This is a genomic window from Pseudoduganella buxea (assembly GCF_009720835.1).
GTDB lineage: Bacteria > Pseudomonadota > Gammaproteobacteria > Burkholderiales > Burkholderiaceae_D > Rugamonas > Rugamonas buxea.
Genome location: NZ_WNKZ01000079.1, coordinates 1 through 22,685, shown reverse-complemented (window position 1 = coordinate 22,685; position 22,685 = coordinate 1). Strand labels below are relative to the sequence as shown.

The following is a 22,685-nucleotide window of genomic DNA, read 5'->3' as shown; positions in this document are numbered from 1 at the left end:
ATTGTTTGTTCATGGACTCACCGATCACCATCCGCCTCGGCCAGCGCGCCCGCCAGCGCATCGCGCAGGACGGCGTGCAGGCACGCGACGTCGCCATCATTCCCGCCGCCGCCGGCGGGCCGAAAGGCCTGATCCTGCACGGCATCGACAGCTGGCTGTTCGGCGAATGGCTGCCGGCCGCGCCACGCGAGCGCCGGCTGATCGGCGCGTCGATCGGCGCCTGGCGCATGGCGGCCGGCGCCTTTGCCGACCCCGTCGCCGCCCACAAGCGACTGGCTTACCACTACACGCGCCAGACCTATCCGGACAAGGTGGATGCGGCCTACGTGACGCGCACCGTGCGCGGCATGCTGGAAGAGGTGCTGGACGGCCACGGCAGCGAGGCGCTGGGCCATCCGCAACACCGGCTTTCCATCATCACGGCGCGCGGCATCGGTCCCCTGGCGCGCACGGGCGGCGTGCGTTGGCGCGAGATGGCCGGCTTCCTGCTGGCGGCAGCCGGCAATGCGATGTCGCGCGGCCGGTTGGCGCGGGCGATGGAGCGGGTGGTGTTTCATGACGCCCGCGACGACGGCGCCTGGTTGAGGGAAGGCTTCGATCCTTTCTCCACGCAGTTCGCGGCGCTGACCGACGCCAACCTGCGCGACGCGCTGCTGGCCTCGGGTTCGATCCCGCTGGTGCTGGAAGCGGTGAACGACATCGCCGGTGCCCCGCCCGGCACCTACTGGGACGGCGGCCTGATCGACTACCACCTGCACCTGCCCTACCAGCGTGACGCGGGCCTGGTGCTGTACCCCCACTTCACGGACCATATCGTGCCCGGCTGGCTGGACAAGTCGATGCCATGGCGGCGCGCCAGGGACGCGGCACTGGAGAACGTGATCCTCGTGTCGCCGTCGCCATCGTTCCTGGCCCGCCTGCCCAGCAACAAGATGCCCGACCGCGCCGACTTCAAGCACTACGGCCAGAACCACGCCGCCCGCATCCGCGACTGGACCTTCGCCATCGGCGAAAGCGAACGCATGGCCGAAGCCCTGGCGCGGTGGACCGAGAAGCCCGACCTCGCCACCACCGCCGGCTTCTAGGGTGCGTCACTGTTCAGTCTGTGTCCACCATGGGACGCAGCTGGGGTTTCGCGCAGCACCGCTTCGCGCCAGCGCAGCGGGCCATGGCCTATGTGCCATTGCCCTCCTCAGACCCCGACATGGACACACGCTCAGCCATTAGTCACAGATCAGCCCGTGTCTTTGTCGGGGTCTGACCCCAGGGTGGACACGAGGTCATCCGTTTGTCACAGATGAGGCCGTTTTTTTGTGGGGCCTGGGGCGGGCAATGGCTTGCAAGCCATTGCCCGCTGCGCCGGCGAGAAGCTGGGCTTCTCGAAACCCCGGCTACGCCCCCATGACGGATACAAGCCCGGTAGTAGCCGACGCTGGTCAGGTGAGGAACATTTCCTGCAAGTCGTTCAGGAAGCGCTGGCCCAGCTCGGTGGGGCGGATGATTTCGTGGTCGCGGTACAGCAGGCCCTTTGCTTCGGCTGCGTTGAGCTGTTTTTCGATGGTGTTCAGGGCCAGGCCCGTGCGCTCGGCGAACAGGTTGGGGGCGAAGCCCTCCTGCAGGCGCAGGGTGTTGAGCATGAATTCGAAGCCCATCTCGTCACGGCCGATTTCCCGCTCTTCCTGCACTGGCGTGCCGGCCGCCACCTGCTCCATGTACGACTTCGGCTGCTTGTAGCGGGCCTGGCGCAGCACGCGGTGCGGGAACGACAGCTTCGAGTGGGCGCCGGCGCCGATGCCCAGGTAGTCGCCGAACTGCCAGTAGTTCAGGTTGTGGCGGGCCCGGTGGCCGGGGCGCGCGTAGGCCGACACTTCGTAGTGGCCGTAGCCGGCGTCGCCCGTCATCTGGGCGATCATATCTTGCATGTCGGCGCTGGCGTCGTCGTCCGGCAGGGTCGGCGGATACTTGGCGAAGACCGTGTTCGGCTCCATCGTCAGGTGGTACAGCGACAGGTGCGGCGGCTGGTACGACAGGGCCGTCTCCAGGTCGGCGCGCGCCTCGGCCAGGGTCTGGTGCGGCAGCGCGTACATCAGGTCGAGGTTGAAGTTGTCGAAGTTGGCCTGCGCGATCTCCACGGCGCGGCGCGCTTCGCCGTCGTCGTGGATGCGGCCCAGCGCGGCCAGGTGGGCGCTGTTGAAGCTCTGGATGCCGATCGACAGCCGGTTGATGCCGCTGGCGCGGTAGCTGCGGAACTTCTCCGCCTCGAACGTGCCGGGGTTCGCTTCCATCGTGATCTCGGCCGCGCCGTCCAGCGGCAGCAAGGTGCGCAGGTCCGACATCAGCCGGTCCAGGCCCGCGGCCGACATCAGGCTGGGCGTGCCGCCGCCGATGAAGACCGTGTAGATCTTCCTGCCCCAGATCAGCGGCAGGGCCATTTCCAGGTCGGCCCGCAGGGCGTCCAGGTACTGCTGCTCCGGCACTTCGCCCTTGGCTTCGTGCGAGTTGAAGTCGCAGTACGGGCATTTGCGCACGCACCAGGGCCAGTGGATATACAGCGACAACGGCGGCAGCGCCGACAGGTTCAGCGCGCCCGGCTGCAGGTATTGCGCGGCCACGCCGGCGGCCGCGTCGATGGTGCGGGCCGGCGTGCTCTTCATGCCGACCGGTTTGATGGGGATCATTTTCTTGCTTCTCTTTGCTTCTCTATTTCAGCTTCTCGACCAGCGCGCGCAGGGCCTGGCCCCGGTGCGACAGGCGGTTCTTCTCGGCCGGCGCCAGTTCGGCCGTGCACTTGCCCAGTTCCGGGATGTAGAAGTGCGGGTCGTAGCCGAAGCCACCCTCGCCGCGCGCTTCGGGCACGATGATGCCGTTCCAGCGGCCGTCGGCGATCACCGGCTGCGGGTCGTCCGCATGGCGCACGAACACCAGCACGCAGTAGTAGTACGCCGACTTGTCGGCATGGGCGGCCAGGTCGGCCACCAGCTTTTCATTGTTGCGCGCGTCCGACTTCGGTTCGCCCGCGAAGCGCGCCGAGAACACGCCGGGCGCGCCGCCCAGTGCATTGACGCACACGCCGGAATCGTCGGCCAGCGCCGGCAGGCCGGTCAGCCGGGCCGCGTGGCGCGCCTTCGTCAGCGCGTTTTCGACGAAGGTGAAGTACGGCTCTTCCGCCTCGGGCACGCCGAACTCGCCCTGGGCGTGCACGGAGAAGCCGACGGTGGACAGCAGCTCGTTGAATTCCTTCAGTTTGCCTGCGTTGTTCGAGGCGAGGATCAGTTTTTGGGTCATGGTGAGAAATACTTGCTTGAAAAATGGGGACAGACCCCATTTTCCGGGAAATGTTCTGGTATAGCCTTACGCCGCCAATCCCAGCGTCTGCTTTTGCAGCACGATCAGATCGCGGATGCCGCCTTCGGCCAGGTCGAGCAGGCGGTTCATCGTGGTGCGGTCGAACGCGGCGCCTTCGGCCGTGCCCTGCACTTCGACGAAGTGGCCGGCGTCCGTCATGATGACGTTCATGTCGGTGTCGCAGGCCGAGTCTTCCGGATAGTCCAGATCCAGCACGGGCATGCCCTGGTAGACGCCGACGGAGATCGCCGCCACGAAGTGCTTGACGGGGACGGCCGGCAGCAGGCCCTTGTCGACCAGCTTCGTGAACGCGTCATAGGCCGCCACCATGGCGCCCGTAATCGACGCGGTGCGGGTGCCGCCGTCGGCCTGGATCACGTCGCAGTCCAGGTGCAGGGTGCGTTCGCCGAAGGCCTGCAGGTCGAAAGCGGCGCGCAGCGAGCGGCCGATCAGGCGCTGGATTTCCTGCGTGCGGCCGCTCTGCTTGCCCTTGGCCGCCTCGCGGTCCATGCGCGAATGCGTCGAGCGGGGCAGCATGCCGTATTCGGCCGTCATCCAGCCCTGGCCCTTCCCTTTCAGGAAGCCCGGCACCTTTTCCTCGATGCTGGCGGTGCAGATCACTTTCGTGTCGCCGCATTCGATCAGCACGGATCCTTCCGCGTGGCGGGTGTAGTTGCGGGTCAGGCGCAGCGCGCGCAGCTGGTCGATGGCGCGGCCGCTGGGGCGGGATTCAAAAGTCATGGTGTCCTGTCTGTTGTCGCGCCGCTCACTTGAGCAGCCGCGATGATTTCTCGATGGCCCCGCGGATTTCCGCGATGGCCCTTTCTATCTGTTCCTCGTCGAACGGGTCGAACGCGGGGTCGCCGGGCGCGGGAATGGTGGTGCCGCGCAGGTCCTGCGGCAGCTCCTCCGTGCGGATCAGGGTGGGCAGGGACGACGTGGCCGACATCACTTCGGTCGCCACGCCGTCGCCGGCGGCGCTGCCCTGCCACGTAATGGCCAGGCCCGTGACATTGTCGCCCGTGTCGCCGCCCTGGCGCAACGCCGCCTGCAACAGCTCCGGCACGGCGCGCACGACGGGGCGGGTGGACAGGGCGTCGACCAGCTCCCGTTCCGGCAGCACGGCCCACAGGCCGTCCGAGCATAATAGCATCACGTCGCCCGGCAGCAGGCTGGCCCGCCGCGAGATGTCCACCTTCGGCGCGCTGGCGGCACCCAGGCAGTTGTACAGTTTATTGCGGTCCGGGTGCGTGGCGCGGGCCGATTCCGGCGCCTTGCCCTGCCTGATCAGGTTCTCGATATGCGAGTGGTCGCGCGTGCGCGCCATGACCGCGCCGTCGCGCAGCCAGTACAGCCGCGAGTCGCCGCAGTGCGCCCACGTGGCGACGTTATGCTGGATCAGGCACACCACCACCGTCGTGCGCGGCGTGTCGGGCATGTCGTGCAAGGTGGCGTAGCGGTGGATCTCGCGGTGGGCGGCCATGCAGGCCTCTTCCAGGAAGCGCTCCGGCCCCTTGATATACGGCGCGGCCTGCTGCTGGAACACGGCGGAGATGGTCTGCAGCGTGATACCGGCGGCGATCTCGCCGCGCAGGTGCCCGCCCATGCCGTCGGCCAGCACCAGCAGCAGCGCGTCGCGCGTGAAGCTGTAGCCCATGCGGTCCTGGTTGACCTTGCGGCCGCCGAGGTGACTTTCCTGGTACACGGAAAATTGCATGGCCGCTCCTAGGAGTGCAGCGTGTCGGGCGCGGCGCGGCTGCCGGCGGGCGTGACGAAGCGGGCCGCCAGGCGGCGTGCCAGGCCAAGCAGGCCAGCCGGCTCCGGCGCGGCGACCACGGCGACGACGGGCACTTCCTGCAACTGCTTCTGCAGCGCGAACACGCTTTGCGGACGGGCCAGCGGGTCCAGCGCCAGGGCCCAGCGCACCAGGCCCACCAGCGCCGGCGAGTAGCGCGCGTCCAGCCGTTCGAAATGGGCCGCCATCAGGTCCTGCTTGCGACGCTGGTCTGCCGGTTGCGGCGGCGAACCGGCCATGCAGGCGAACATGGCCGCGCCGATGCTGTAGATATCCGTCCACGGCCCCAGGGTCTCGGTTTTCACATACAGCTCGGGCGCGGCAAAGCCGGGTGTGTACATCGGCGACAAGGTCGGCACGTCCGTATTGACGGTCTGGCGCGCGGCGCCGAAGTCGAGCAGCATCGGCGTGCCGTCCGTGCGCAGATAGATGTTGGCGGGTTTCAGGTCCAGATGCAGCAGCTGGTTGGCATGCACCTCGCGCAGGCCCTTGAGCACCTGCGTGAAGATCTGGCGGATGAAGGCTTCGCCGATGGCGCTGCCCCGGGCGCGCTGGCGGCCGATGTGTTCCTGCAGCGAGTGACCCGATTCGTAAGCCATCACCATGTAGACGGTGTCGTTGGCGCGGAAGAAATTCAACACTCTTACAACATTCGGGTGCGAAATGCGGGCCAGCGCCCGGCCCTCCTCGAAGAAGCATTTCAGGCCGATGCGGAAGATGGCAAGGTTGCTTTTCGATACAGACGGCAGCACTTCACCCTCCTGGCGCAGTGCAAGCGAGCTCGGCAGGTACTCCTTGATGGCGACGGCATTGCCCTCGGCGTCATAGGCCAGATAAACAATACTGAACCCGCCCGACGCAATTTTCTTTACAATGCGGTATCCAGCCAGAGCCATCCCATCCGGCAATGGGGCGTTGTTTTGTGCAGCCATAGATTTCCTCGCCTCAACACCCGGATTGTGTGGACAAAACTAATTAATGTAAAGGGAACCGCGAAAATCCGTCGCGAGCAGCAACACTTGCACGACTGGCGCGTGCGGGCGTCGTCACTTTACCGGCCTGCCCGATAATGGCGAGCGGGCGGTCCGGATGCGCAGCGGGGTCGCGGTTCTTTCAAAGCTAAAAATCGGGGATATCCATTGAGCATTTCCAGCATGACGGGCTACGCGGTTGCCACCAGCGAAAGCGCGGCGGGAACTCTGACAATCGAGATCAAGAGTGTCAATTCGCGTTTCCTTGACCTTCAGTTCCGCATCAACGACGACCTGCGCGCGCTCGAACCCGACCTGCGCGCCGCCATCATGTCCGCCATCACGCGCGGCAAGGTCGAGATACGCCTCAGTTTCGGCCGCAAGGCCGCCGGTGCCGGGACCCAGGCGCTGAACCTGCCCCTGTTGACGGAACTGGCACGCCTGCAGCACGAAGTGGGTACGGTGTTCGCAAATGCCCAGGCCATGTCCGTGGCCGAGTTGCTGCGCTGGCCCGGCGTCGTCGAGGAAGCCCAGATCGGCCAGGAATCGCTGCAGGCCGACGTCGCCGCGCTGATGCAGGGCACCGTGCAGGCCTTCGTGACGAGCCGCCAGCGCGAAGGCGCGGCCCTGGAAGCGATGCTGATCTCGCGCATCGAGGCGATGGAAGCCATCGTCAAGCGCATCACGCCGCTGATCCCGCAAGTGGTGGCGGCGTTCCAGCAAAAAGCCATCGAACGCATGCAGGAAGCGCTGGGCCTGGCCTCGCAGGGCTCGAACAGCAGTTTGTCGCGCCAGGATGCGATGGAACGCATCCGCCAGGAGGTGATCCTGTACGGCATCCGTATCGACGTGGCCGAGGAACTGGGCCGCCTGTCGGCCCACCTGTCGGAAACCCGGCACATCCTGAAAAAAGGCGGCCAGGTCGGCAAGCGCCTGGACTTCATGATGCAGGAACTGAACCGCGAAGCGAACACCCTGGGCGCCAAGGCCTCCGTCAAGGAGCTGGCCGACGCGTCGATGGAACTGAAGCTGCTGATCGAGCAGATGCGCGAACAGGTCCAGAACCTCGAGTAATCATTGCTTGAAAAATGGGGACAGACCCCATTTTTCAGGCAACTTTCCCCAGTCCGTCGAACCAGTCCAGCGCGCCATCCCATAGCGGCTGGGCGTGCGGACGAAAATAGCCCATGTGTCCCAGTTTGCCGAAGCCGGCCTTGCCGGCGTCGATGTCGACGCCGCGCCATGGCGCGTTGCGGTAGCCGGCCATGAAGGCGTCGCGCGAGGCCGGCGGTGCCCACAGGTCGTCGGTGGCGTTGACGGCGACGATCGGCGCCGTCACCGTGGCAAACCCTTCCGCCACGGCGCCCATGCGCGGGTCGTCGAAGAAGTAGCGCGGAAAGCGGCACCAGTAACGCCACTGGCGGTACACGCCCAGCGGAATGTCCTCGCCCATGCCCAGCCGGCTCCACGCCAGGTAGCCGTGCTTCTTCGCCAGGATCGGGCCGGCGACGCGCCACATGAACAGCACCTTCAGGCGTTCCACCAGCGGCATCCAGCCATGCCAGCCCGCGCCCGTGCCGAACACGTACATGCCGGCGATCTTGGCGTGGTTCGGCAGCAGGCCGAAGGCGTGGCCGCCGTACGAGTGCCCTACCAGCAGCAGCGGCACGCCCGGCGTGGCGGTGGCATCCACCACGGCGGCCAGGTCGAGCCGCGACCAGTCGAGGAAGTCGCCGTCGAAGCCGGCCAGGGTGTCCGGCTTGGACAGGCCGATGCCCCGGTAGTCGAAAGTCGTCACCGTATAGCCGCGCGCGGCCGCATGCTGGGCGAAGCGGCGGTAGAAGCCCTGCGGCACGCCGGTGGCGGCAGCGACGATCAGGCGGGCCCGCTCCTGCCCCACGGCCGGGTAGCGCATGGCGCCGAGGGGGTAGCCATCGGCGGCGCGGATGGTCAGTTGCTGCGGTGTGTCCTGCGATGTTTTCATGATGTCTCCCTGTTCTGGTGTTCGTCGTCCAGCAGCGCCAGCACGGCCTCGATGGCCAGCTTCATCGGCGCCATGTCGCTGGCCACCCTGGCCTGCAGCAGGCCGCCCTCGTACGCCGCGACGATCAGCGCGGCCAGCGAGCGGGCCCGCGCCTCGGTACTGCCGTCCGCCTGCAAGGCGGTGGCGATGCGCTCTCGCAGCCGGGCGAAGCCATCGGCCAGCGCGCGCCGCAGCGCCACGTCGGCGGCGGTCGATTCCAGCGCCACCGCTGCCAGCGGGCAGCCCATGTCGAAGCCGCTGGCCTGCAGGCCCTTCTGGGCGCGCTGGATCCACAGCCGCAGCGCCGCCGCCACGCTCGCCTCGCGCTGCAGGCAGGCGTCGAGCCGCTCGCACAGCAGGCCGATGGTGGTGTCGATGGCGGCCACGGCCAGCTCCGCCTTCCCGCCCGGGAAGTGGTGGTACATGACGCCTTTCGGCGCACCGGCGGCGGCCAGGATGGCGGACAGGCCGGCGCCGTGCAGCCCCTGGTGCTGCAAGGCGTGGATCATGGCGCCGATCAGGCGCTCGCGCGTGGCGGGTGGTGTCGTCATCCGCCCACTCTATAGACCGGTCGGTCCAGTAACAAGGGGAAGATTGGAAGACTTCCTCAAAAATGCGGGCGCAAATTCGGTTGCTCTTGGTAAAATAGATCTTTGGGCGAGGCCCACACGATTCGAGATTGCAAATGAGCCAACACTTCTCCGGCAGCCTGTTCATGGTTGCGGCGCCATCCGGCGCGGGCAAGTCCACCCTGGTCAATGCCCTGCTGGCACAGGAACCGACCATCAAGCTGTCGATTTCCACCACCACGCGCGCGCCCCGTCCGGGCGAGGAACACGGCCGCGAGTACTTCTTCACGTCGCCCGAGGATTTCGTCAAGCGCGCCGCCGCCGGCGAGTTCCTGGAGTGGGCCGAAGTGCACGGCAATTACTACGGCACGTCGCGCTATTTCGTGGAAGAGCAGATGAAGGCCGGCACCGACATCCTGCTGGAGATCGACTGGCAGGGCGCGCGTCAGGTCAAGAAGCAGTTTCCGCAAGCGGCCGGCATCTTCATCCTGCCGCCGTCGATCGCGGCGCTGGAGGAGCGGCTGCACAAGCGCGGCCAGGACGAACCGCACGTCATCACGCGGCGCCTGCTGGCCGCCGGCGGCGAAATCGCCCACGCGCCGGAGTTCGAATATGCTATTATCAATGAAGAGTTTCCGGTCGCCTTGTCTGAACTGAGCGCGATCGTCCGATCGGCCCGTTGCCGGTTTTCGCAACAGGCGGCCCGCAATGTCTCGCTGTTTGCCCAGTTGGGTATCCACGCAGAGCACGCTGAATAGCACGTTACAGCAGCACGTCACAGTCAATGCCGAACGGCCGGTGTCCCGCCGTTCTGTCGTTCAAATAATTTAAGTTACGTAAGTTTAGGAGTTATACATGGCCCGTATCACCATCGAAGATTGCCTGCAGCATGTGCCGAACCGCTTCCAGCTGACGCTGGCTGCCACCTATCGCGCCCGCCAGCTGCTGCAAGGCCATACGCCGAAAGTGGAAGCCAAGGACAAGCCGACCGTGCTGGCGCTGCGTGAAATCGCCGCCGGAAAAGTCGGCCTGGAAATGCTGAAAAAGGTCCCAATGTAATTTTGGAACCTGCGTTCCTTCCGTACCACCCAGGTTCCTCCAGTTGAATTGACCTCACGTCGAACACCTATGAACCTGACCTCCGCCGACGCCGGCATCAGCAACGCCGGCACCAGCAGCGAAAGGCCCGCCCCGCGGGCCCGTCGCTCGGCCAAGTCACGGCCGGACGGCGATGCGCCCCAGGCGCCCGTCATCTCCACGTCTCCCCTTGCCGCCCCCCTGATTCCCGCGGGCGTGGCCACCATCACGCACCTGACCGAAAAGCTGGCCGAGTACATGGCCGAGGCGGACCTGAAGAAGGTCAAGGAAGCCTATCGCTTTTCCGACGAGATGCACCTGGGCCAGGTGCGCAAGTCGGGCGAGCCGTATATCTCGCACCCGATCGCCGTGGCCGAGATCTGCGCGGACTGGAAGCTGGACGCCCAGGCCATCATGGCGGCGCTGCTGCATGACGTGATGGAAGACCAGGACGTCAAGAAGGAAGAGCTGATCGAACGCTTCGGCGCGCCCGTGGCGCACCTGGTGGACGGCCTGTCGAAGCTGGAGAAGATCGAATTCCAGAGCCAGATCGAGGCGCAGGCGGAGAACTTCCGCAAGATGCTGCTGGCGATGGCGTCGGACGTGCGCGTCATCCTCATCAAGCTGGCCGACCGGCTGCACAATATGCGCACGCTGGACGTGATGGCACCGGCCAAGAAGCAGCGCATCGCCGGCGAGACGATGGAAGTGTACGTGCCCATCGCCCACCGCCTGGGCCTGAACAATATCTACCGCGAGCTGCAGGACCTGTCGTTCTCGCACCTGCATCCGATGCGCTACACGGTACTGGCCAAGGCCGTGCGGGCCGCGCGCGGCAACCGGCGCGAAGTGGTCGGCAAGATCCTCGACTCCGTCAAGAACACGCTGGGCATGGCCGGCATCGAGGCCGAAGTGTACGGCCGCGAGAAGACGCTGTACGGCATCTACAAGAAGATGCGCTCGAAGCACCTGACGTTCTCGCAGGTGCTGGACGTGTACGGCTTTCGCGTCGTCGTCGACAGCTTCCCCAACTGCTACGTAGCGCTGGGCACCCTGCACTCGCTGTACAAGCCGATGCCGGGCAAGTTCAAGGACTATATCGCCATCCGCAAGCTCAATGGCTACCAGTCGCTGCACACGACCCTGATCGGCCCCTACGGCACGCCCGTGGAATTCCAGATCCGCACGCAGGAAATGCACCGCACGGCCGAATCGGGCGTGGCGGCGCACTGGCTGTACAAGAACAGCGACGCCAACATGACGGACATGCAGCAGCGCACCCACGCGTGGCTGCAGTCCCTGCTCGACATCCAGCAGCAGACGGGCGACTCGGCAGAGTTCCTGGAACACGTGAAGGTCGACCTGTTCCCCGACTCCGTCTACGTCTTCACCCCGAAGTCGAAGATCATCGCCATGCCGCGCGGCGCCACGCCGATCGACTTCGCCTACGCCATCCACACGGGCATCGGCGACCACACCGTCTCGGTGACGATCAACGGCGAGCCCGCCCCGCTGCGCTCGGAACTGCGCAACGGCGATATCGTCGAAGTGGTGACGGACCCCGATTCGCGCCCCAGCCCCAGCTGGCTCAGCTTCGTCCGCACGGGCAAGGCCCGCTCGGCCATCCGCCACCACCTGCGCACCATCAACCTGCCCGAGTCGATCAACCTGGGGCGCCAGCTGCTGCGCCAGGCACTGTCGGCCATCAGCCTGTCGACGGAGCTGCCGGAAACCCTGATCGAGCGCCTTCTGAACGAATCGTCGGCCAAGTCGCTGGACGAGCTGTATGCCGACATCGGCATCGGCAAACGCATGGCGGCCCTGGTGGCACGCCACATCTTCGGCCTGCTGGGCGGCGAATCGGCGAGCGTGCCGGTCGATCACAACAGCGCGGCGGACCTCGATCCCGTGACGATCTACGGCAGCGAAGGCGTCTCCGTGCAACTGGCGCCCTGTTGCCTGCCGATCCCCGGCGACCAGATCGTCGGCCAGCTGCGCCGCGACCAGGGGCTGCAGGTGCACACCAACGACTGCTCCGTGGCCAAGCGCCAGCGCGAGAAGGAGCCGGAACGCTGGATCGCCGTCAAGTGGGGCGCCGAGCTGAACCGCCGCTTCGACAGCCGCATCCGCCTGCTGATCAACAACGAAAAAGGCATCCTCGCCCGCGTGGCTGCCGAGATCGGCGAATCGGACGGCAACATCACCTTCGTCGGCATGGACGAGGACAAGGAACACGTCCTGCACCAGCTGCGCTTCACCATCCAGGTCAAGGACCGCGTCCACCTCGCCGGCCTGCTGCGCAACGTGCGCAAGGTCGCCGGCGTCAACCGCGTGGCCCGCGAGCGGGCCTGATGTTGCTTAAAAAATGGGGACAGACCCCATTTTTCAGGCAACTTTTTCCCTAGCGCTTTTTGGGGCGGCCGCGTTTCACAGGCGGTCCACCCAATGCCGCATTGGTTCTCGTGGCGGTCCTGATTTCCTCGACAAGAGATGGCGCAAGCTCGGTGTCGAACAAGGAACGATAGACAGCCTGCCGCTCCGACACCGTCGCTCCGAGGCTCTCGTAGCAGGCATGTGACGTGAGCATGTCATCCGGCCGCATCCCGGCATTGCCTCTATAGCTGGACCACCGATATTGCTCAGGTATGGCAACCATTCCTGCACGAACAGGATTGAGTTCGACGTAACGCTGGCACGTCAGGAAATAGCGCTCATCCAGCACCAAGGACGATCGGTAGCGACCTTCCCATACCGTGCCCGTGCGTTCGTACCACCAGTTGAAATATTGACTGTACCTCTGGGCCAGCCCCTTCATCAGCAGCGCGGGTCCGGTGACATCATTGAACGATGCCAGGATATGCACGTGGTTGGACATCAGGACATACGCGTGAACCTGACAGCCCGATGCCTGGGCGTACTCCGCAAGCCAGCCCAGATAGACGATATAGTCAACGTCCCTTTGAAAGCACGTCTGGCGATTATTGCCGCGCTGCCTGATATGCAGGGGCACGTTGACTTCTACGACTCTTGCGCGTCGTGGCATGATCGACTCCGGCGATGACGATCACCGGATCGTGCCAGCTGATGAGCGAGTGCGGGCTGAGCAGCCTCAAGGGGACTACGACATTAAAAGTTGCTCAGAAAGTGGGGTCTGTCCCCATTTTTTGAGCAACTAATCCGCGCCGGGCGCCGGATAGCTCACTGACAGAATCTCCAGCTCCTCCGCCCCGGTCGGCGTATGCAGGGTCACCGTATCGCCCTCGCGGGCCTTGGTAATGGTGCGGGCGATGGGGGAGATCCAGCTGACCTTGCCCTTCAGCGGGTCGAATTCGTCGATGCCGACGATGGTGATGGTGTTCTCTTCGCCTTCTTCGTTGCTGTAGGTGACGGTGGCGCCGAAGAAGATCTGGTCGCTGCCGTGGTGCACGCTGGGGTCGACCACTTCGGCCAGGTCCAGGCGCTTCGTCAGGAAGCGGATGCGGCGGTCGATTTCGCGCAGGCGGCGCTTGCCGTAGATGTAGTCGCCGTTTTCCGAGCGGTCGCCGTTCGACGCGGCCCAGTGCACCACCCGCACCACTTCCGGCCGGTCGACGTCGATCAGCTGCAGCAGCTCATCCTTGATGCGCTGGTAGCCGGCCGGCGTCATGTAGTTCTTCGAGCCCGGCGGAATGGCCGGTGCCTGGACGACGTCGTCATCGTCGTCCTGCTCGGTTTCTTTCACAAATGCTTTGTTCATGGGAAGAGCGTTTCACGTATCATCCTGCTAATGCGGACCGATTGTACACATATATGAGCCCAGCCCCTTCCTGCCACGACGCACTGTGGCACGCCACCCGCTCGGAGCTGTATGTGATCGATCCGGCCAGCCTGCGCATCCGGGCCGCCAACCCCGCCGCCTGCCGCAACACGGGGCGCGATGCCGCCCGCCTGGCTGCCCTGTCGCTGCCCGACCTGGCGCCGCTGTTGGGGCGGGAAGAACTCGATGCCGCGCGGGACAGTGCCACCGCCCTTGCCACCCAATTCACCCGCGCCGACGGCAGCCGCTACCCCGTCAGCCTGCGCGTGGCGACGGTGACGCACGACGACGCCGTCACCCTCCTCCTCATCGCCGACGACGACGGCGCCGCAGCGGCTTTGCAACGCGTGCAGGCCCGCTTCGACGCCATCGTGTCGCACACGCCCGGCCTGGTGTACCAGTTCCGCCTGGATTGCGACGGCAACGCATCCTTCCCTTACGTCAGCGAGGGATGCCAGGCCTTGCTGGGCCTGTCCGCGGCCGAGCTGTCGGCCCAGCCCGAGCGCTTCCTCGAACTGGTGCTGTGCGAGGACCGCCAGTCCTACATGGATTCGATGCTGTCCTCGGCCGGCACCTTGTGGGGCTGGAACTGGGAAGGCCGCATCTGGGTGGAGGCGTGGAAGGATGTCAAATGGATCAATCTGCGCGCCACGCCGCACAGCCTGCCGGACGGCGCCGTCCAGTGGGAAGGCATCATGACCAATATCACCGAGAGCAAGCTGGAGCAACTGGAAGTACGCGCCAGCCGCGCCCGCCTCGCCGAGCTGACGGCCCACAGCGAAAAAGTGAAGGAGCAGGAGCGCACCCGCATCGCCCGCGAAATCCATGACGACCTGGGCGGCAACCTGACGGCCATCAAGATGGCGCTGGCCATGCTGTCGGCCCGCCTGCCCGAGGGCGACCAGGCCCTGCACGACAAGGCCGCCTATGTCGACCAGCTGGCCGACCGCACCATCGACGCCGTGCACCGCATCACGCTCGACCTGCGCCCGTCCATTCTGGATTTCGGCCTGGTGGCGGCGCTGGACTGGCAGGTCAAGGAATTCTCCGCGCAGGCCGGGCTGGCCTGCAGCTTCCAGTCGAACGAAAAGGAGGTCGAGCTGGACGGCGATGCCGCCACCGCCCTGTTCCGCATCGTGCAGGAAGCGCTGACCAATATCGCCAAGCATGCGCAAGCTTCGCGCGTGACCGTGCGGCTGCACTGCGGGCGGCAGCAGATCGGCGTCAGGATCACCGACAACGGCCGCGGCATCGACGCCAGCGACCGCAAGAAACCGGCCTCGTTCGGCCTGCGCGGCATGGCCGAACGGGCCCGGGCGCTGGGCGGCACCTTCGACGTGAGCCCGGCCACGGGCGGCGGCACCACGGTCGCCATCAAAATCCGTCGCGCCGATGCCGGGGCTGAGGCTACAATAACGCAATCTTGATGTTGCAAGAACGAAACAAGGAATTGGCCCAGCATGAGTGAGAAATCCGTGATCAAGGTCTTCATTGCCGACGACCACGCGATCGTGCGCGAAGGCCTGAAACAGATCCTCTCCGACACGAAGGATATCGTCGTTTCCGGCGAGGCCGAGAACGGCAGCGACGCCCTGCGCCTGTTCCGTAAGTCCGGCTGCCACGTCGTGCTGATGGATATCTCGATGCCCGACCGCAGCGGCATCGAAGTGCTCAAGCAGATCAAGAAGGAAAAGCCGGAACTGGCCGTGCTGATGCTGTCGATGCACCGCGAGGACCAGTATGCGATCCGCTCCCTGAAGGCCGGCGCGGCCGGCTACCTGACCAAACAAAGTGCACCAAAAGAGCTGGTAAATGCCATACGGCAAGTCGCAAGCGGGTTAAAATATATCAGCCCCGCGCTGGCCCAGGAATTGGCCAACCACGTGGGCGACGAGCACCAGCTTGCCCTGCATGAAACCTTGTCGGATCGGGAATACCAGACCCTGACGATGATCGCCTCCGGCAAGACGGTGGGCGCCATCGCCGAGGAGCTGTCGCTGTCGGTGAAGACGGTTAGCGAATACCGCGCACGGCTGCTGGTGAAGATGAAGTTGAAGAACAGTGCCGAGCTGACGCACTATGCGATCAAGAACGGCCTGCTCGACTAGCGTTTGTGAAGAGTTGCCAAGCCGGCGTGCAAGTTCGGCAAAGGGTAATGCTCTGAAGTAAGCCACCTTACGCCCGTTTTTCCGCGTATGGATGAGCTCAGCAGTAACCTATGATTCAGTCAACCCGTATGAATCGAGCAATCAGTTATTACATGTGAAGGCTGCACGCCAGATGTCGAGCAAATCCCCCAATCCCGCCGGCCCGGAGCAGAATCCGGCAGACATTGCACGCGAAGCCTTCCGTCGGCTGGCGATCCGCAGGATTGCGCCGACACCGGAAGCCTACCGTGACATCTATAACGAAATCGCCGGCATCCCGACGCCGCCCGCCGCGGCACCGGTCGGCCCCGTCGCGGCACCGGATACGGGCCCGGAAAACCTGCTGACCCGCTTCGCCGCGCGCATGACGGAGCAGCCGGGCGACCTGGCCGACTTCGGCCGCCGCTTCAGCCGCGCCGTCAAGAACCGCGACTGGGAAGCCTACGCCGCCACCTTGTCGCAACTGGCCGAGCGCCCCGTGCGCAAGGCCGGCGGCATCGAACTAGCGCCGATGCCCGAGGGCGAACAGACCCGCCTGCTGCGCGACCTGCTGAGCCGCACCCTGACCCTGGCCGTCGCGTCGCTGCTGTCCGCCACGCCCGCGTTGGCGGCGGAAGCCGAATCGCTGGGCGCCGCCACGCGCGAGGCGTTCTCCGAAGCGGACCTGGCGGAAATCGCCACGCGCCTGAAGCAGCTGTGCTACCAGATCGAACTGAAGAGCAGCGACACGGCCGAACAGCAGGAACTGCTGCTGCGCCTGTTCCGCCTGCTGCTGGAAAACGTCAGCGAACTGCTGGACGACGACTCCTGGCTGCGCGGCCAGGTCGATGCCGTGCAAGCCCTGATCGAAGGCCCGCTGGACGCGCGCGCGCTGGAAGCGGCCACGCGCAGCCTGAAGGACGTCATCTACAAGCAGAGCCAGCTGAAACACAGCATGGCCGACGTCAAGGTCACCGTCAAAAACATGATGATGACCTTTATCGACCGCCTGGGCCAGGTGGCCGCGTCGACGGGCGACTTCCACGAAAAGATCGGCAATTACTCCAACAAGATCAGCCAGGCCCAGGATATCGGCGAACTGAACCAGATCCTCGGCGAAGTCTTGCAGGAAACCCGCATTGTCCAGGGCGAAGCCCTGAAGGCGCGCGACAATATGGTGACGGCGCGCCAGGAAGTGCAGGACGCGGAAGCGCGTATCCATGCGCTGGAAACGCAGTTGCAGCATATGAGCGAGCTGGTGCGAGAAGACCAGCTGACGGGCAGCCTGAACCGCCGCGGCCTGGACGACGTGTTCGAGCGCGAAACCGCCCGCGCCGACCGCCGCGGCACGCCCCTGTGCATCGCCGTGCTGGACCTGGACGACTTCAAGAAGCTCAACGACACCTACGGCCATATCGCCGGCGACGGCGCCCTGAAGCACCTGGTCAAGATCGTCAAGGAAACCCTGCGCTCGATGGACGTGATCGCCCGCTTCGGCGGCGAGGAATTCCTCATCATGCTGCCGGAAACGGCCGTCGACGCCGCCGTCGCCACGATGACGCGCCTGCAACGCGAGCTGACCCGTCACTTCTTCATGCATGAAAACGAAAAGGTGCTGATCACGTTCTCGGCCGGTGTCGCCCTGCGCCGCCCCCATGAGGACCAGACTGAACTGGTCAAGCGGGCCGATGCGGCGATGTATACGGCGAAGAAGACGGGGAAGAACCGGGTGGTGGTGGCGGATTAATCACAGAAATTGCAGAATGAATAAAAGGCCCGGCATTGTCGGGCCTTTTTTGTTTCATGTTTCAAACAGATAGGGAAACCTGTCAATTGTGCGCGCTTAAAAACCTGAACGGTCGGAATAGAATACTGTCGGTCGCTTATTGAAAGCGACCGACAAGACAGAATAACAATTCTCTTTCTATTTTCATCACAAAGGATTATTCATGACGGCACGCCGCGCATCTGAAACCATGTTCGCTTCGCTTGATGCGACCGCCGGACCCACGGAAGGTAATGACATTCTCAATGTGGCCAGCGGCCAGAGCGTAGATGGCTTGGGAGGTGATGACAGGATTTCCAGCGGCACGGGCAATGAGACTCTGATCGGCAGCGGTGGCAATGACACGCTGACCGGATCGGGCGGCAATGACGTGCTAATTGGCGGAACTGGAGACGATCAGTATATTTTCGACGACTATTCCGGCCAGGACGAAATTGTCAATTTTGATACGAATCCCAACAAGAAAGATGTCGTTATTCTCACGGATGTAAGTGAAGAACAGCTCAACGGCACGGGTTACGGAGTTTTTAGAATCGGCAACGATTGGATCATGAAATGGAATACGGGTGCGCAGATTACGATAAAAGATACATATCTAGGCTCAGACTACCAAATTACCGAACTGCGCATGAAGAAAGCCATGTCGCAGACGGAAGACGTGACATTCACGATGCGTGAGATGCTGGAACGTTTTACTGTTAATTTGACGGCTGGTGATGATACGCTCGGCGCATCGGATCTGGCGGAGAGAATTCGTGCTGGTGCAGGTAACGATCGGATCGAAATGGGTTTAGGGAATGACTATGCCCATGGCGAGGACGGCAACGATACTCTCGATGGCGGCACTGGCAATGACACGCTCGGCGGTGGACTCGGCGACGACCTGTTCATCCTGCGCATTGGCGACGGCGATGACACCATCACTTCTTCGGACGGAACTGTGGGTCGCGTCGACACCATCAAGTTCGTCGATATCGCATCGACGGGCGTAAACGGGCTGACTCGAATCGTGAACGATCTTGTCCTGCGCTATGGCGCGAGCGACCAAGTCACACTCCAGGGTAACTTCGGCAGCCCGACAGGCACGGCCACACGGTTCGAGTTTTCCGATGGCGTGACCTGGAATTTGGAAGACTTGTACGCCGCGCACGCGATCAGACTGACCGATGCCGATGAGAATGTCGCCTTCCCGTCCAATCTGGGCGAGACGGTATATGCCGGCGCCGGCGACGACATCATCGATGCCCGCAGCGGCAATGACAAGCTGTATGGCGAAGTTGGCAACGACTCGCTGATCGGCAATGTCGGCACGGATACGCTGCATGGCGGCGACGGTACCGATACCCTGATGGGCGGTGCGGACAACGACACCTTGTTCGGCGATGGCGGCAACGATTCCCTCAGCGGCGACGCAGGCGACGACAGCCTGAACGGTGGCGCGGGCGACGACAGCATGAATGGCCTGGCCGGCAACGACATCTTCGACGCTGGCGCTGGCAAGGACGCCATGAACGGCGGCAGCGGAAACGACATCTTTATCCTGCGCGTGGGTGCCGGCCAGGACACAATTACCCTATATGACAACACCACGGTCGGCAAACTTGACGTGATTCGCTTCGAGGACGTTGCCTCGACTCAACTGACCAGCGTCACACGAGCTGGCTATAACCTGACTATTTCCTATGGCTCGGGCGACAGCGTCACCTTGACGAACTACTACTTCGACACCTACAGCAAATTCAGCACGCTGGAGTTTTCGGACGGTACCAGCTTCCGGCCCGATCAGCTGTTTGCCCGCTACGCAATCGGTCTTGGCAGCCTCGGCGATACAATGGCGTTCACGGATGACGTCGAAACCGTACATGGCGCCGCCGGCAACGATGTGCTGCAAGGCCTGGGCGGCTCAGACGTGCTGTACGGCGAAGCCGATAACGACAATCTGACTGGAGGCACCGGCAACGATACGCTGCTCGGCGGCGCAGGCAATGACACTCTGAATGGCAGTGAAGGTGACGACCTTCTTGATGGCGGCCTCGGCAACGATGCAGTTACGGCAAATACTGGTGATGATACAGTGCTGCTTCGCATCGGCGCCGGACAGGATAGCGTAACCTTCGGCGATGGCACGGCGGGCCGCATCAAGGCGCTCGTGTTCGAAGATGTCGCCTTCGATGACCTGACGGCGGTCCAGCGCAACGGCTGGCATCTGGTGCTGTCGTACGGTACATCGGATGAGGTTACGCTAATCAACTATTTCAGCGGCACTGCGGCCGAGGTCAACAAGATGCAGTTCAGCGACGGCACGCGTACCGTCGCCGATATCCTCGCAGCATACCCGATGGCCTTGACGGGAGCAGCCGACAGCGCCGTGTTTACCCGTAACTGGAAAGAATCCATTGATGCCGGCGCAGGCAACGACACGGTCGATGCTGCCGGCGGCGATGACGCGATCCGTGGCGAAGTCGGTAACGATTCGCTGACCGGCGGCGCTGGAAGCGATACGCTGGCGGGCGGCAGCGGTAACGACGTGCTCATCGGCGGCACGGAAAACGACCTCCTCGCAGGCGATGAAGGCAGCGACGTGCTGACCGGCGATTCCGGCGACGACCGGCTGTCGGGCGGGCTGGACGGCGACACCTTGACGGGTGGCGTCGGCAACGACACGCTCGACGGCGGTGCCGGCAACGACAGCCTGACGGGAGACACTGGCAACGATACCTACCTGCTGCGTGTTGGGTCCGGTGCTGACACGATCAGTCTGGTGGATACGAGCAGCGGCAGCAAGATCGAAACCGTTCGTTTTGAGGATGTGAAGTCCACGGCGTTGACGGCCGTTTCGCGTGCAGGCAATAACCTTATACTGGGATATGGCGACGGCGACAGCGTCAACTTCACCGGTTATTTCACGGGTAACAGGTTCACGACACTGGAATTCTCGGACTACATCAGTCTCAACCATGAGCAACTGTTCGCCCGGTACGCAGTGCGCCTGACCGAGCTGGCCGACAATGTGACGTTCGGCGACACTGTCGAGACCATCCAGGGCGGGGCCGGCAGCGACATAATCGGCGCAATGGGCGGCAATGACGTGGTGTATGGCGAAGCTGACAACGACAACTTGAACGGTGGCGCGGGTGACGATACCCTGGATGGCGGCATCGGCAACGATAACTTGACCGCGGGAGCCGGCAATGACGTCGTGCTCCTGCGTGCCGGCGCGGGCACCGATATTCTCAATCTGGCCGATGCTACGACGGGGCGCATCAAGACAGTCGTCTTCGAGAGTATCGACTCCGCCAACATCGGCTCGCTGCAGCGCGTGGGAAGCAACCTCGTACTGAATTACACGGCAACCGACCAGGTCACGGTCACCAACTTCTTCGGCGGCCCCACCAACTTCGCCGACAAGCTTGTCTTCGCCGACCGCACATGGACAGCGCAGGATCTGCTGACCAATCGCGAGATCGGCCTGTCGGGCGTCGCGGACACCATGGTCTTCACGCTGCTCGATGAAACCGTAAAAGCCGGCGCCGGCAACGACAACATCACCGGCGGCGCAGGCCGCGATCGCTTGTACGGCGAGCTGGGGAACGACACGCTGAACGGCGGCGCGGACGATGATGGCCTGTTCGGCGGCGACGGACTCGACAGCCTGCTGGGCAGTACGGGCAACGATACGGTCGATGGCGAGCTCGGTGTCGACACCGTGCTGGGCGAAGCGGGCGACGACGTCCTGCGCGGCGGCGGCGGCAACGATAGCCTCGATGGCGGACTCGGCAACGACAGGCTCGACGGCGGCACGGAGAATGATGCATTGACTGGGGGTGCTGGCAACGACACCTACGTCTTCCACCGCGGTTCGGGAGTCGACACGGTCAATGCCTACGATACCGGCGCGGCGCGGGTTGAAACGGTGCTGTTCGATGACATCGTGGCCACACAGCTGACTTCGGTAGTCCGGTCGGGTAACAACCTGGTGCTGAGCTATGGCACGGCGGACAAGGTAACGGTGACCAGCCAGTTCACGTCGGCGGCGTATGCCGTCAACGGTTTCAAGTTTGCGGACGGTCAGGCGTATACGGCAGCGGAGCTGCAAGCATTACCGTTGGGTGCCGCAGCGACCGCTGGCCACGCCGAGGTCGCCCTGGTCGGTGTGGCATCGCTCGACATGTTTGCCTGACACGCAAACTGAGGGTGTAAAGGGCCTGCTGTTGCAGGCCCTTTACCATTTGGCACGGTAGAAGTGCCAAAAGCCCAACGAACAAAAAAATATTTACACACAAAAATATTTTCTTTCCCCCTAAAGTTCCCAAAAACGTGGTCGTCTTAGCGCACGGCAATCTTTGCAGCTGCACAACCGCTGCAAAGTTTCTCTCAAAAATCCCCTAAAGCTTCCCGCACGGCAACCGTTACCAGTAACAACAGCGGCTTGAACGTCACGGAACAGGGTGACGGGCCAAAGTTGAAGAGCAAATCGCCAACCATCAGCAGTACCAGTTTTGGAGAATTACCATGGCATCCGTAATCAATACCAACGTCGCATCCCTGAACTCGCAGCGCAACCTGAGCTCGTCGGCATCTGCCCTGTCCACCTCGCTGCAGCGTCTGTCCTCGGGTCTGCGCATCAACAGCGCCAAGGACGACGCGGCTGGCCTGGCGATTTCCGACCGTATGAACTCGCAGATCCGCGGCATGACGCAAGCGACCCGTAACGCCAACGACGGCGTGTCGATGGCGCAAACGGCCGAAGGCGCCCTGTCCTCGTCCGGCGACATCCTGCAACGTGTTCGCGAACTGGCCGTCCAGTCGTCGAATGCATCGAACTCCGCTTCCGACCGTCAAGCCCTGCAGACCGAAGTCACGCAGCTGGGTTCGGAACTGAACCGTATCGCCCAGACCACCACCTTCAACGGCCAGGCCCTGCTGGACGGTTCGATGGGTACGGCCAACTTCCAGGTCGGCGCCGATGCCAACCAGCTGATCTCGTCGACCGGCGCGAATTTCCTGACCAGCACCTACGGCAACAACAACGTCAAGAACGCGGCATCCGCAGTCAACGCCACCGGTGCAACCAACGTCGCCGCAGGCGTTGGGGCAATGCAAGTCGCAGGTATGCGTGGTAGCGGTGCGGCCATCGACGTCGAGGCAACCGACACGGCGAAAACCCTGGCCGCCAAGGTCAACTCCCAGACCGCAT

19 protein-coding genes are annotated in these 22,685 nt (G+C 63.8%); 10 read left to right on the top strand and 9 right to left on the bottom strand.

The annotated features are described in order from the left end of the window. The first annotated feature begins 11 nt into the window (after positions 1-11). Positions 12-1,085 (top strand): patatin-like phospholipase family protein, encoded by a 1,074-nt coding sequence (locus GM672_RS21530; protein ID WP_155472583.1) that lies wholly within the window; start codon positions 12-14, stop codon positions 1,083-1,085. Positions 1,086-1,436: 351 nt separating this feature from the next. Here GM672_RS21530 and hemW read toward each other — a convergent pair whose 3' ends face one another. The 5 genes from hemW to GM672_RS21505 form a co-directional block, all read right to left on the bottom strand. Continuing rightward, positions 1,437-2,678 carry a radical SAM family heme chaperone HemW gene (gene hemW, locus GM672_RS21525; RefSeq protein WP_155472582.1) on the bottom strand — a complete coding sequence of 414 codons (1,242 nt, stop codon included), beginning with the start codon at positions 2,676-2,678 and terminating at the stop codon, positions 1,437-1,439. Between the two features lie 22 nt (positions 2,679-2,700). Continuing rightward, complete coding sequence (gene rdgB / locus GM672_RS21520) at positions 2,701-3,285, bottom strand: RdgB/HAM1 family non-canonical purine NTP pyrophosphatase (protein WP_155472581.1); 585 nt, start codon at positions 3,283-3,285, stop codon at positions 2,701-2,703. 66 nt (positions 3,286-3,351) lie between these two features. Further along, positions 3,352-4,086: a ribonuclease PH gene (rph, locus tag GM672_RS21515; RefSeq protein ID WP_155472580.1), complete on the bottom strand. Its 735-nt coding sequence runs from the start codon at positions 4,084-4,086 to the stop codon at positions 3,352-3,354. A gap of 25 nt (positions 4,087-4,111) precedes the next feature. Next, positions 4,112-5,062: a PP2C family protein-serine/threonine phosphatase gene (locus tag GM672_RS21510; protein ID WP_155472579.1), complete on the bottom strand. Its 951-nt coding sequence runs from the start codon at positions 5,060-5,062 to the stop codon at positions 4,112-4,114. 8 nt (positions 5,063-5,070) lie between these two features. Continuing rightward, on the bottom strand, positions 5,071-6,072 hold the full coding sequence (locus GM672_RS21505) for a serine/threonine-protein kinase (RefSeq protein WP_155472578.1): 1,002 nt from the start codon (positions 6,070-6,072) through the stop codon (positions 5,071-5,073). Between the two features lie 222 nt (positions 6,073-6,294). Between GM672_RS21505 and GM672_RS21500 the strand changes: the two genes are divergently transcribed. Further along, the gene (locus GM672_RS21500; protein WP_155472587.1) at positions 6,295-7,185 is read left to right on the top strand and encodes a YicC/YloC family endoribonuclease; all 891 of its coding nucleotides are present in this window, start codon (positions 6,295-6,297) and stop codon (positions 7,183-7,185) included. A 34-nt stretch (positions 7,186-7,219) separates the two neighbouring features. Here the strand turns inward: GM672_RS21500 and GM672_RS21495 are convergent, their stop codons facing one another. Both GM672_RS21495 and GM672_RS21490 read right to left on the bottom strand, forming a co-directional pair. Further along, positions 7,220-8,095, bottom strand: a complete 876-nt coding sequence (locus GM672_RS21495; protein WP_155472577.1) for an alpha/beta hydrolase family protein — start codon at positions 8,093-8,095, stop codon at positions 7,220-7,222. Further along, a complete protein-coding gene (locus tag GM672_RS21490) occupies positions 8,092-8,685 on the bottom strand; it encodes a TetR/AcrR family transcriptional regulator (RefSeq protein WP_229417863.1) in 594 nt (197 codons plus the stop codon). Before GM672_RS21490 ends, GM672_RS21495 begins: the two co-directional genes overlap by 4 nt. Before the next feature lie 134 nt (positions 8,686-8,819). Between GM672_RS21490 and gmk the strand changes: the two genes are divergently transcribed. From gmk to GM672_RS21475, 3 genes are all read left to right on the top strand, one after another. Continuing rightward, positions 8,820-9,461 (top strand): guanylate kinase, encoded by a 642-nt coding sequence (gene gmk / locus GM672_RS21485; protein WP_155472576.1) that lies wholly within the window; start codon positions 8,820-8,822, stop codon positions 9,459-9,461. A gap of 97 nt (positions 9,462-9,558) precedes the next feature. After that, positions 9,559-9,762 (top strand): DNA-directed RNA polymerase subunit omega, encoded by a 204-nt coding sequence (gene rpoZ, locus GM672_RS21480; RefSeq protein WP_155472575.1) that lies wholly within the window; start codon positions 9,559-9,561, stop codon positions 9,760-9,762. Between the two features lie 69 nt (positions 9,763-9,831). After that, the gene (locus tag GM672_RS21475; protein ID WP_155472574.1) at positions 9,832-12,132 is read left to right on the top strand and encodes a RelA/SpoT family protein; all 2,301 of its coding nucleotides are present in this window, start codon (positions 9,832-9,834) and stop codon (positions 12,130-12,132) included. Between the two features lie 49 nt (positions 12,133-12,181). Here the strand turns inward: GM672_RS21475 and GM672_RS21470 are convergent, their stop codons facing one another. Both GM672_RS21470 and greB read right to left on the bottom strand, forming a co-directional pair. Continuing rightward, positions 12,182-12,823, bottom strand: coding sequence for a transposase (locus GM672_RS21470; protein ID WP_229417862.1), 642 nt, complete (start codon positions 12,821-12,823; stop codon positions 12,182-12,184). A 129-nt stretch (positions 12,824-12,952) separates the two neighbouring features. Continuing rightward, entirely contained in the window at positions 12,953-13,516 is a 564-nt protein-coding gene (greB, locus tag GM672_RS21465; RefSeq protein ID WP_155472573.1) for a transcription elongation factor GreB, read from the bottom strand. A 53-nt stretch (positions 13,517-13,569) separates the two neighbouring features. Here greB and GM672_RS21460 point away from each other — a divergent pair, with 53 nt between their 5' ends. The 5 genes from GM672_RS21460 to GM672_RS21440 form a co-directional block, all read left to right on the top strand. Beyond that, positions 13,570-15,003, top strand: a complete 1,434-nt coding sequence (locus GM672_RS21460) for a sensor histidine kinase (protein WP_155472572.1) — start codon at positions 13,570-13,572, stop codon at positions 15,001-15,003. A 33-nt stretch (positions 15,004-15,036) separates the two neighbouring features. After that, positions 15,037-15,684 (top strand): response regulator, encoded by a 648-nt coding sequence (locus tag GM672_RS21455; RefSeq protein WP_155472571.1) that lies wholly within the window; start codon positions 15,037-15,039, stop codon positions 15,682-15,684. 172 nt (positions 15,685-15,856) lie between these two features. After that, a complete protein-coding gene (locus GM672_RS21450; RefSeq protein ID WP_155472570.1) occupies positions 15,857-17,449 on the top strand; it encodes a GGDEF domain-containing protein in 1,593 nt (530 codons plus the stop codon). 202 nt (positions 17,450-17,651) lie between these two features. After that, positions 17,652-21,668 (top strand): calcium-binding protein, encoded by a 4,017-nt coding sequence (locus GM672_RS21445; RefSeq protein ID WP_155472569.1) that lies wholly within the window; start codon positions 17,652-17,654, stop codon positions 21,666-21,668. A gap of 332 nt (positions 21,669-22,000) precedes the next feature. After that, positions 22,001-22,685, top strand: a 685-nt coding sequence (locus GM672_RS21440; RefSeq protein ID WP_443094177.1) for a flagellin N-terminal helical domain-containing protein, incomplete at its 3' end; no start/stop codon positions are given.

Coding starts and splice junctions, on each gene's coding strand:
- GM672_RS21530 (WP_155472583.1), top strand. CDS start 12: ATGGACTCACCGATCACCATCCGCCTCGGCCAGCGCGCCCGCCAGCGC.
- hemW (WP_155472582.1), bottom strand. CDS start 2,678: ATGATCCCCATCAAACCGGTCGGCATGAAGAGCACGCCGGCCCGCACC.
- rdgB (WP_155472581.1), bottom strand. CDS start 3,285: ATGACCCAAAAACTGATCCTCGCCTCGAACAACGCAGGCAAACTGAAG.
- rph (WP_155472580.1), bottom strand. CDS start 4,086: ATGACTTTTGAATCCCGCCCCAGCGGCCGCGCCATCGACCAGCTGCGC.
- GM672_RS21510 (WP_155472579.1), bottom strand. CDS start 5,062: ATGCAATTTTCCGTGTACCAGGAAAGTCACCTCGGCGGCCGCAAGGTC.
- GM672_RS21505 (WP_155472578.1), bottom strand. CDS start 6,072: ATGGCTGCACAAAACAACGCCCCATTGCCGGATGGGATGGCTCTGGCT.
- GM672_RS21500 (WP_155472587.1), top strand. CDS start 6,295: ATGACGGGCTACGCGGTTGCCACCAGCGAAAGCGCGGCGGGAACTCTG.
- GM672_RS21495 (WP_155472577.1), bottom strand. CDS start 8,095: ATGAAAACATCGCAGGACACACCGCAGCAACTGACCATCCGCGCCGCC.
- GM672_RS21490 (WP_229417863.1), bottom strand. CDS start 8,685: ATGACGACACCACCCGCCACGCGCGAGCGCCTGATCGGCGCCATGATC.
- gmk (WP_155472576.1), top strand. CDS start 8,820: ATGAGCCAACACTTCTCCGGCAGCCTGTTCATGGTTGCGGCGCCATCC.
- rpoZ (WP_155472575.1), top strand. CDS start 9,559: ATGGCCCGTATCACCATCGAAGATTGCCTGCAGCATGTGCCGAACCGC.
- GM672_RS21475 (WP_155472574.1), top strand. CDS start 9,832: ATGAACCTGACCTCCGCCGACGCCGGCATCAGCAACGCCGGCACCAGC.
- GM672_RS21470 (WP_229417862.1), bottom strand. CDS start 12,823: ATGCCACGACGCGCAAGAGTCGTAGAAGTCAACGTGCCCCTGCATATC.
- greB (WP_155472573.1), bottom strand. CDS start 13,516: ATGAACAAAGCATTTGTGAAAGAAACCGAGCAGGACGACGATGACGAC.
- GM672_RS21460 (WP_155472572.1), top strand. CDS start 13,570: ATGAGCCCAGCCCCTTCCTGCCACGACGCACTGTGGCACGCCACCCGC.
- GM672_RS21455 (WP_155472571.1), top strand. CDS start 15,037: ATGAGTGAGAAATCCGTGATCAAGGTCTTCATTGCCGACGACCACGCG.
- GM672_RS21450 (WP_155472570.1), top strand. CDS start 15,857: ATGTCGAGCAAATCCCCCAATCCCGCCGGCCCGGAGCAGAATCCGGCA.
- GM672_RS21445 (WP_155472569.1), top strand. CDS start 17,652: ATGACGGCACGCCGCGCATCTGAAACCATGTTCGCTTCGCTTGATGCG.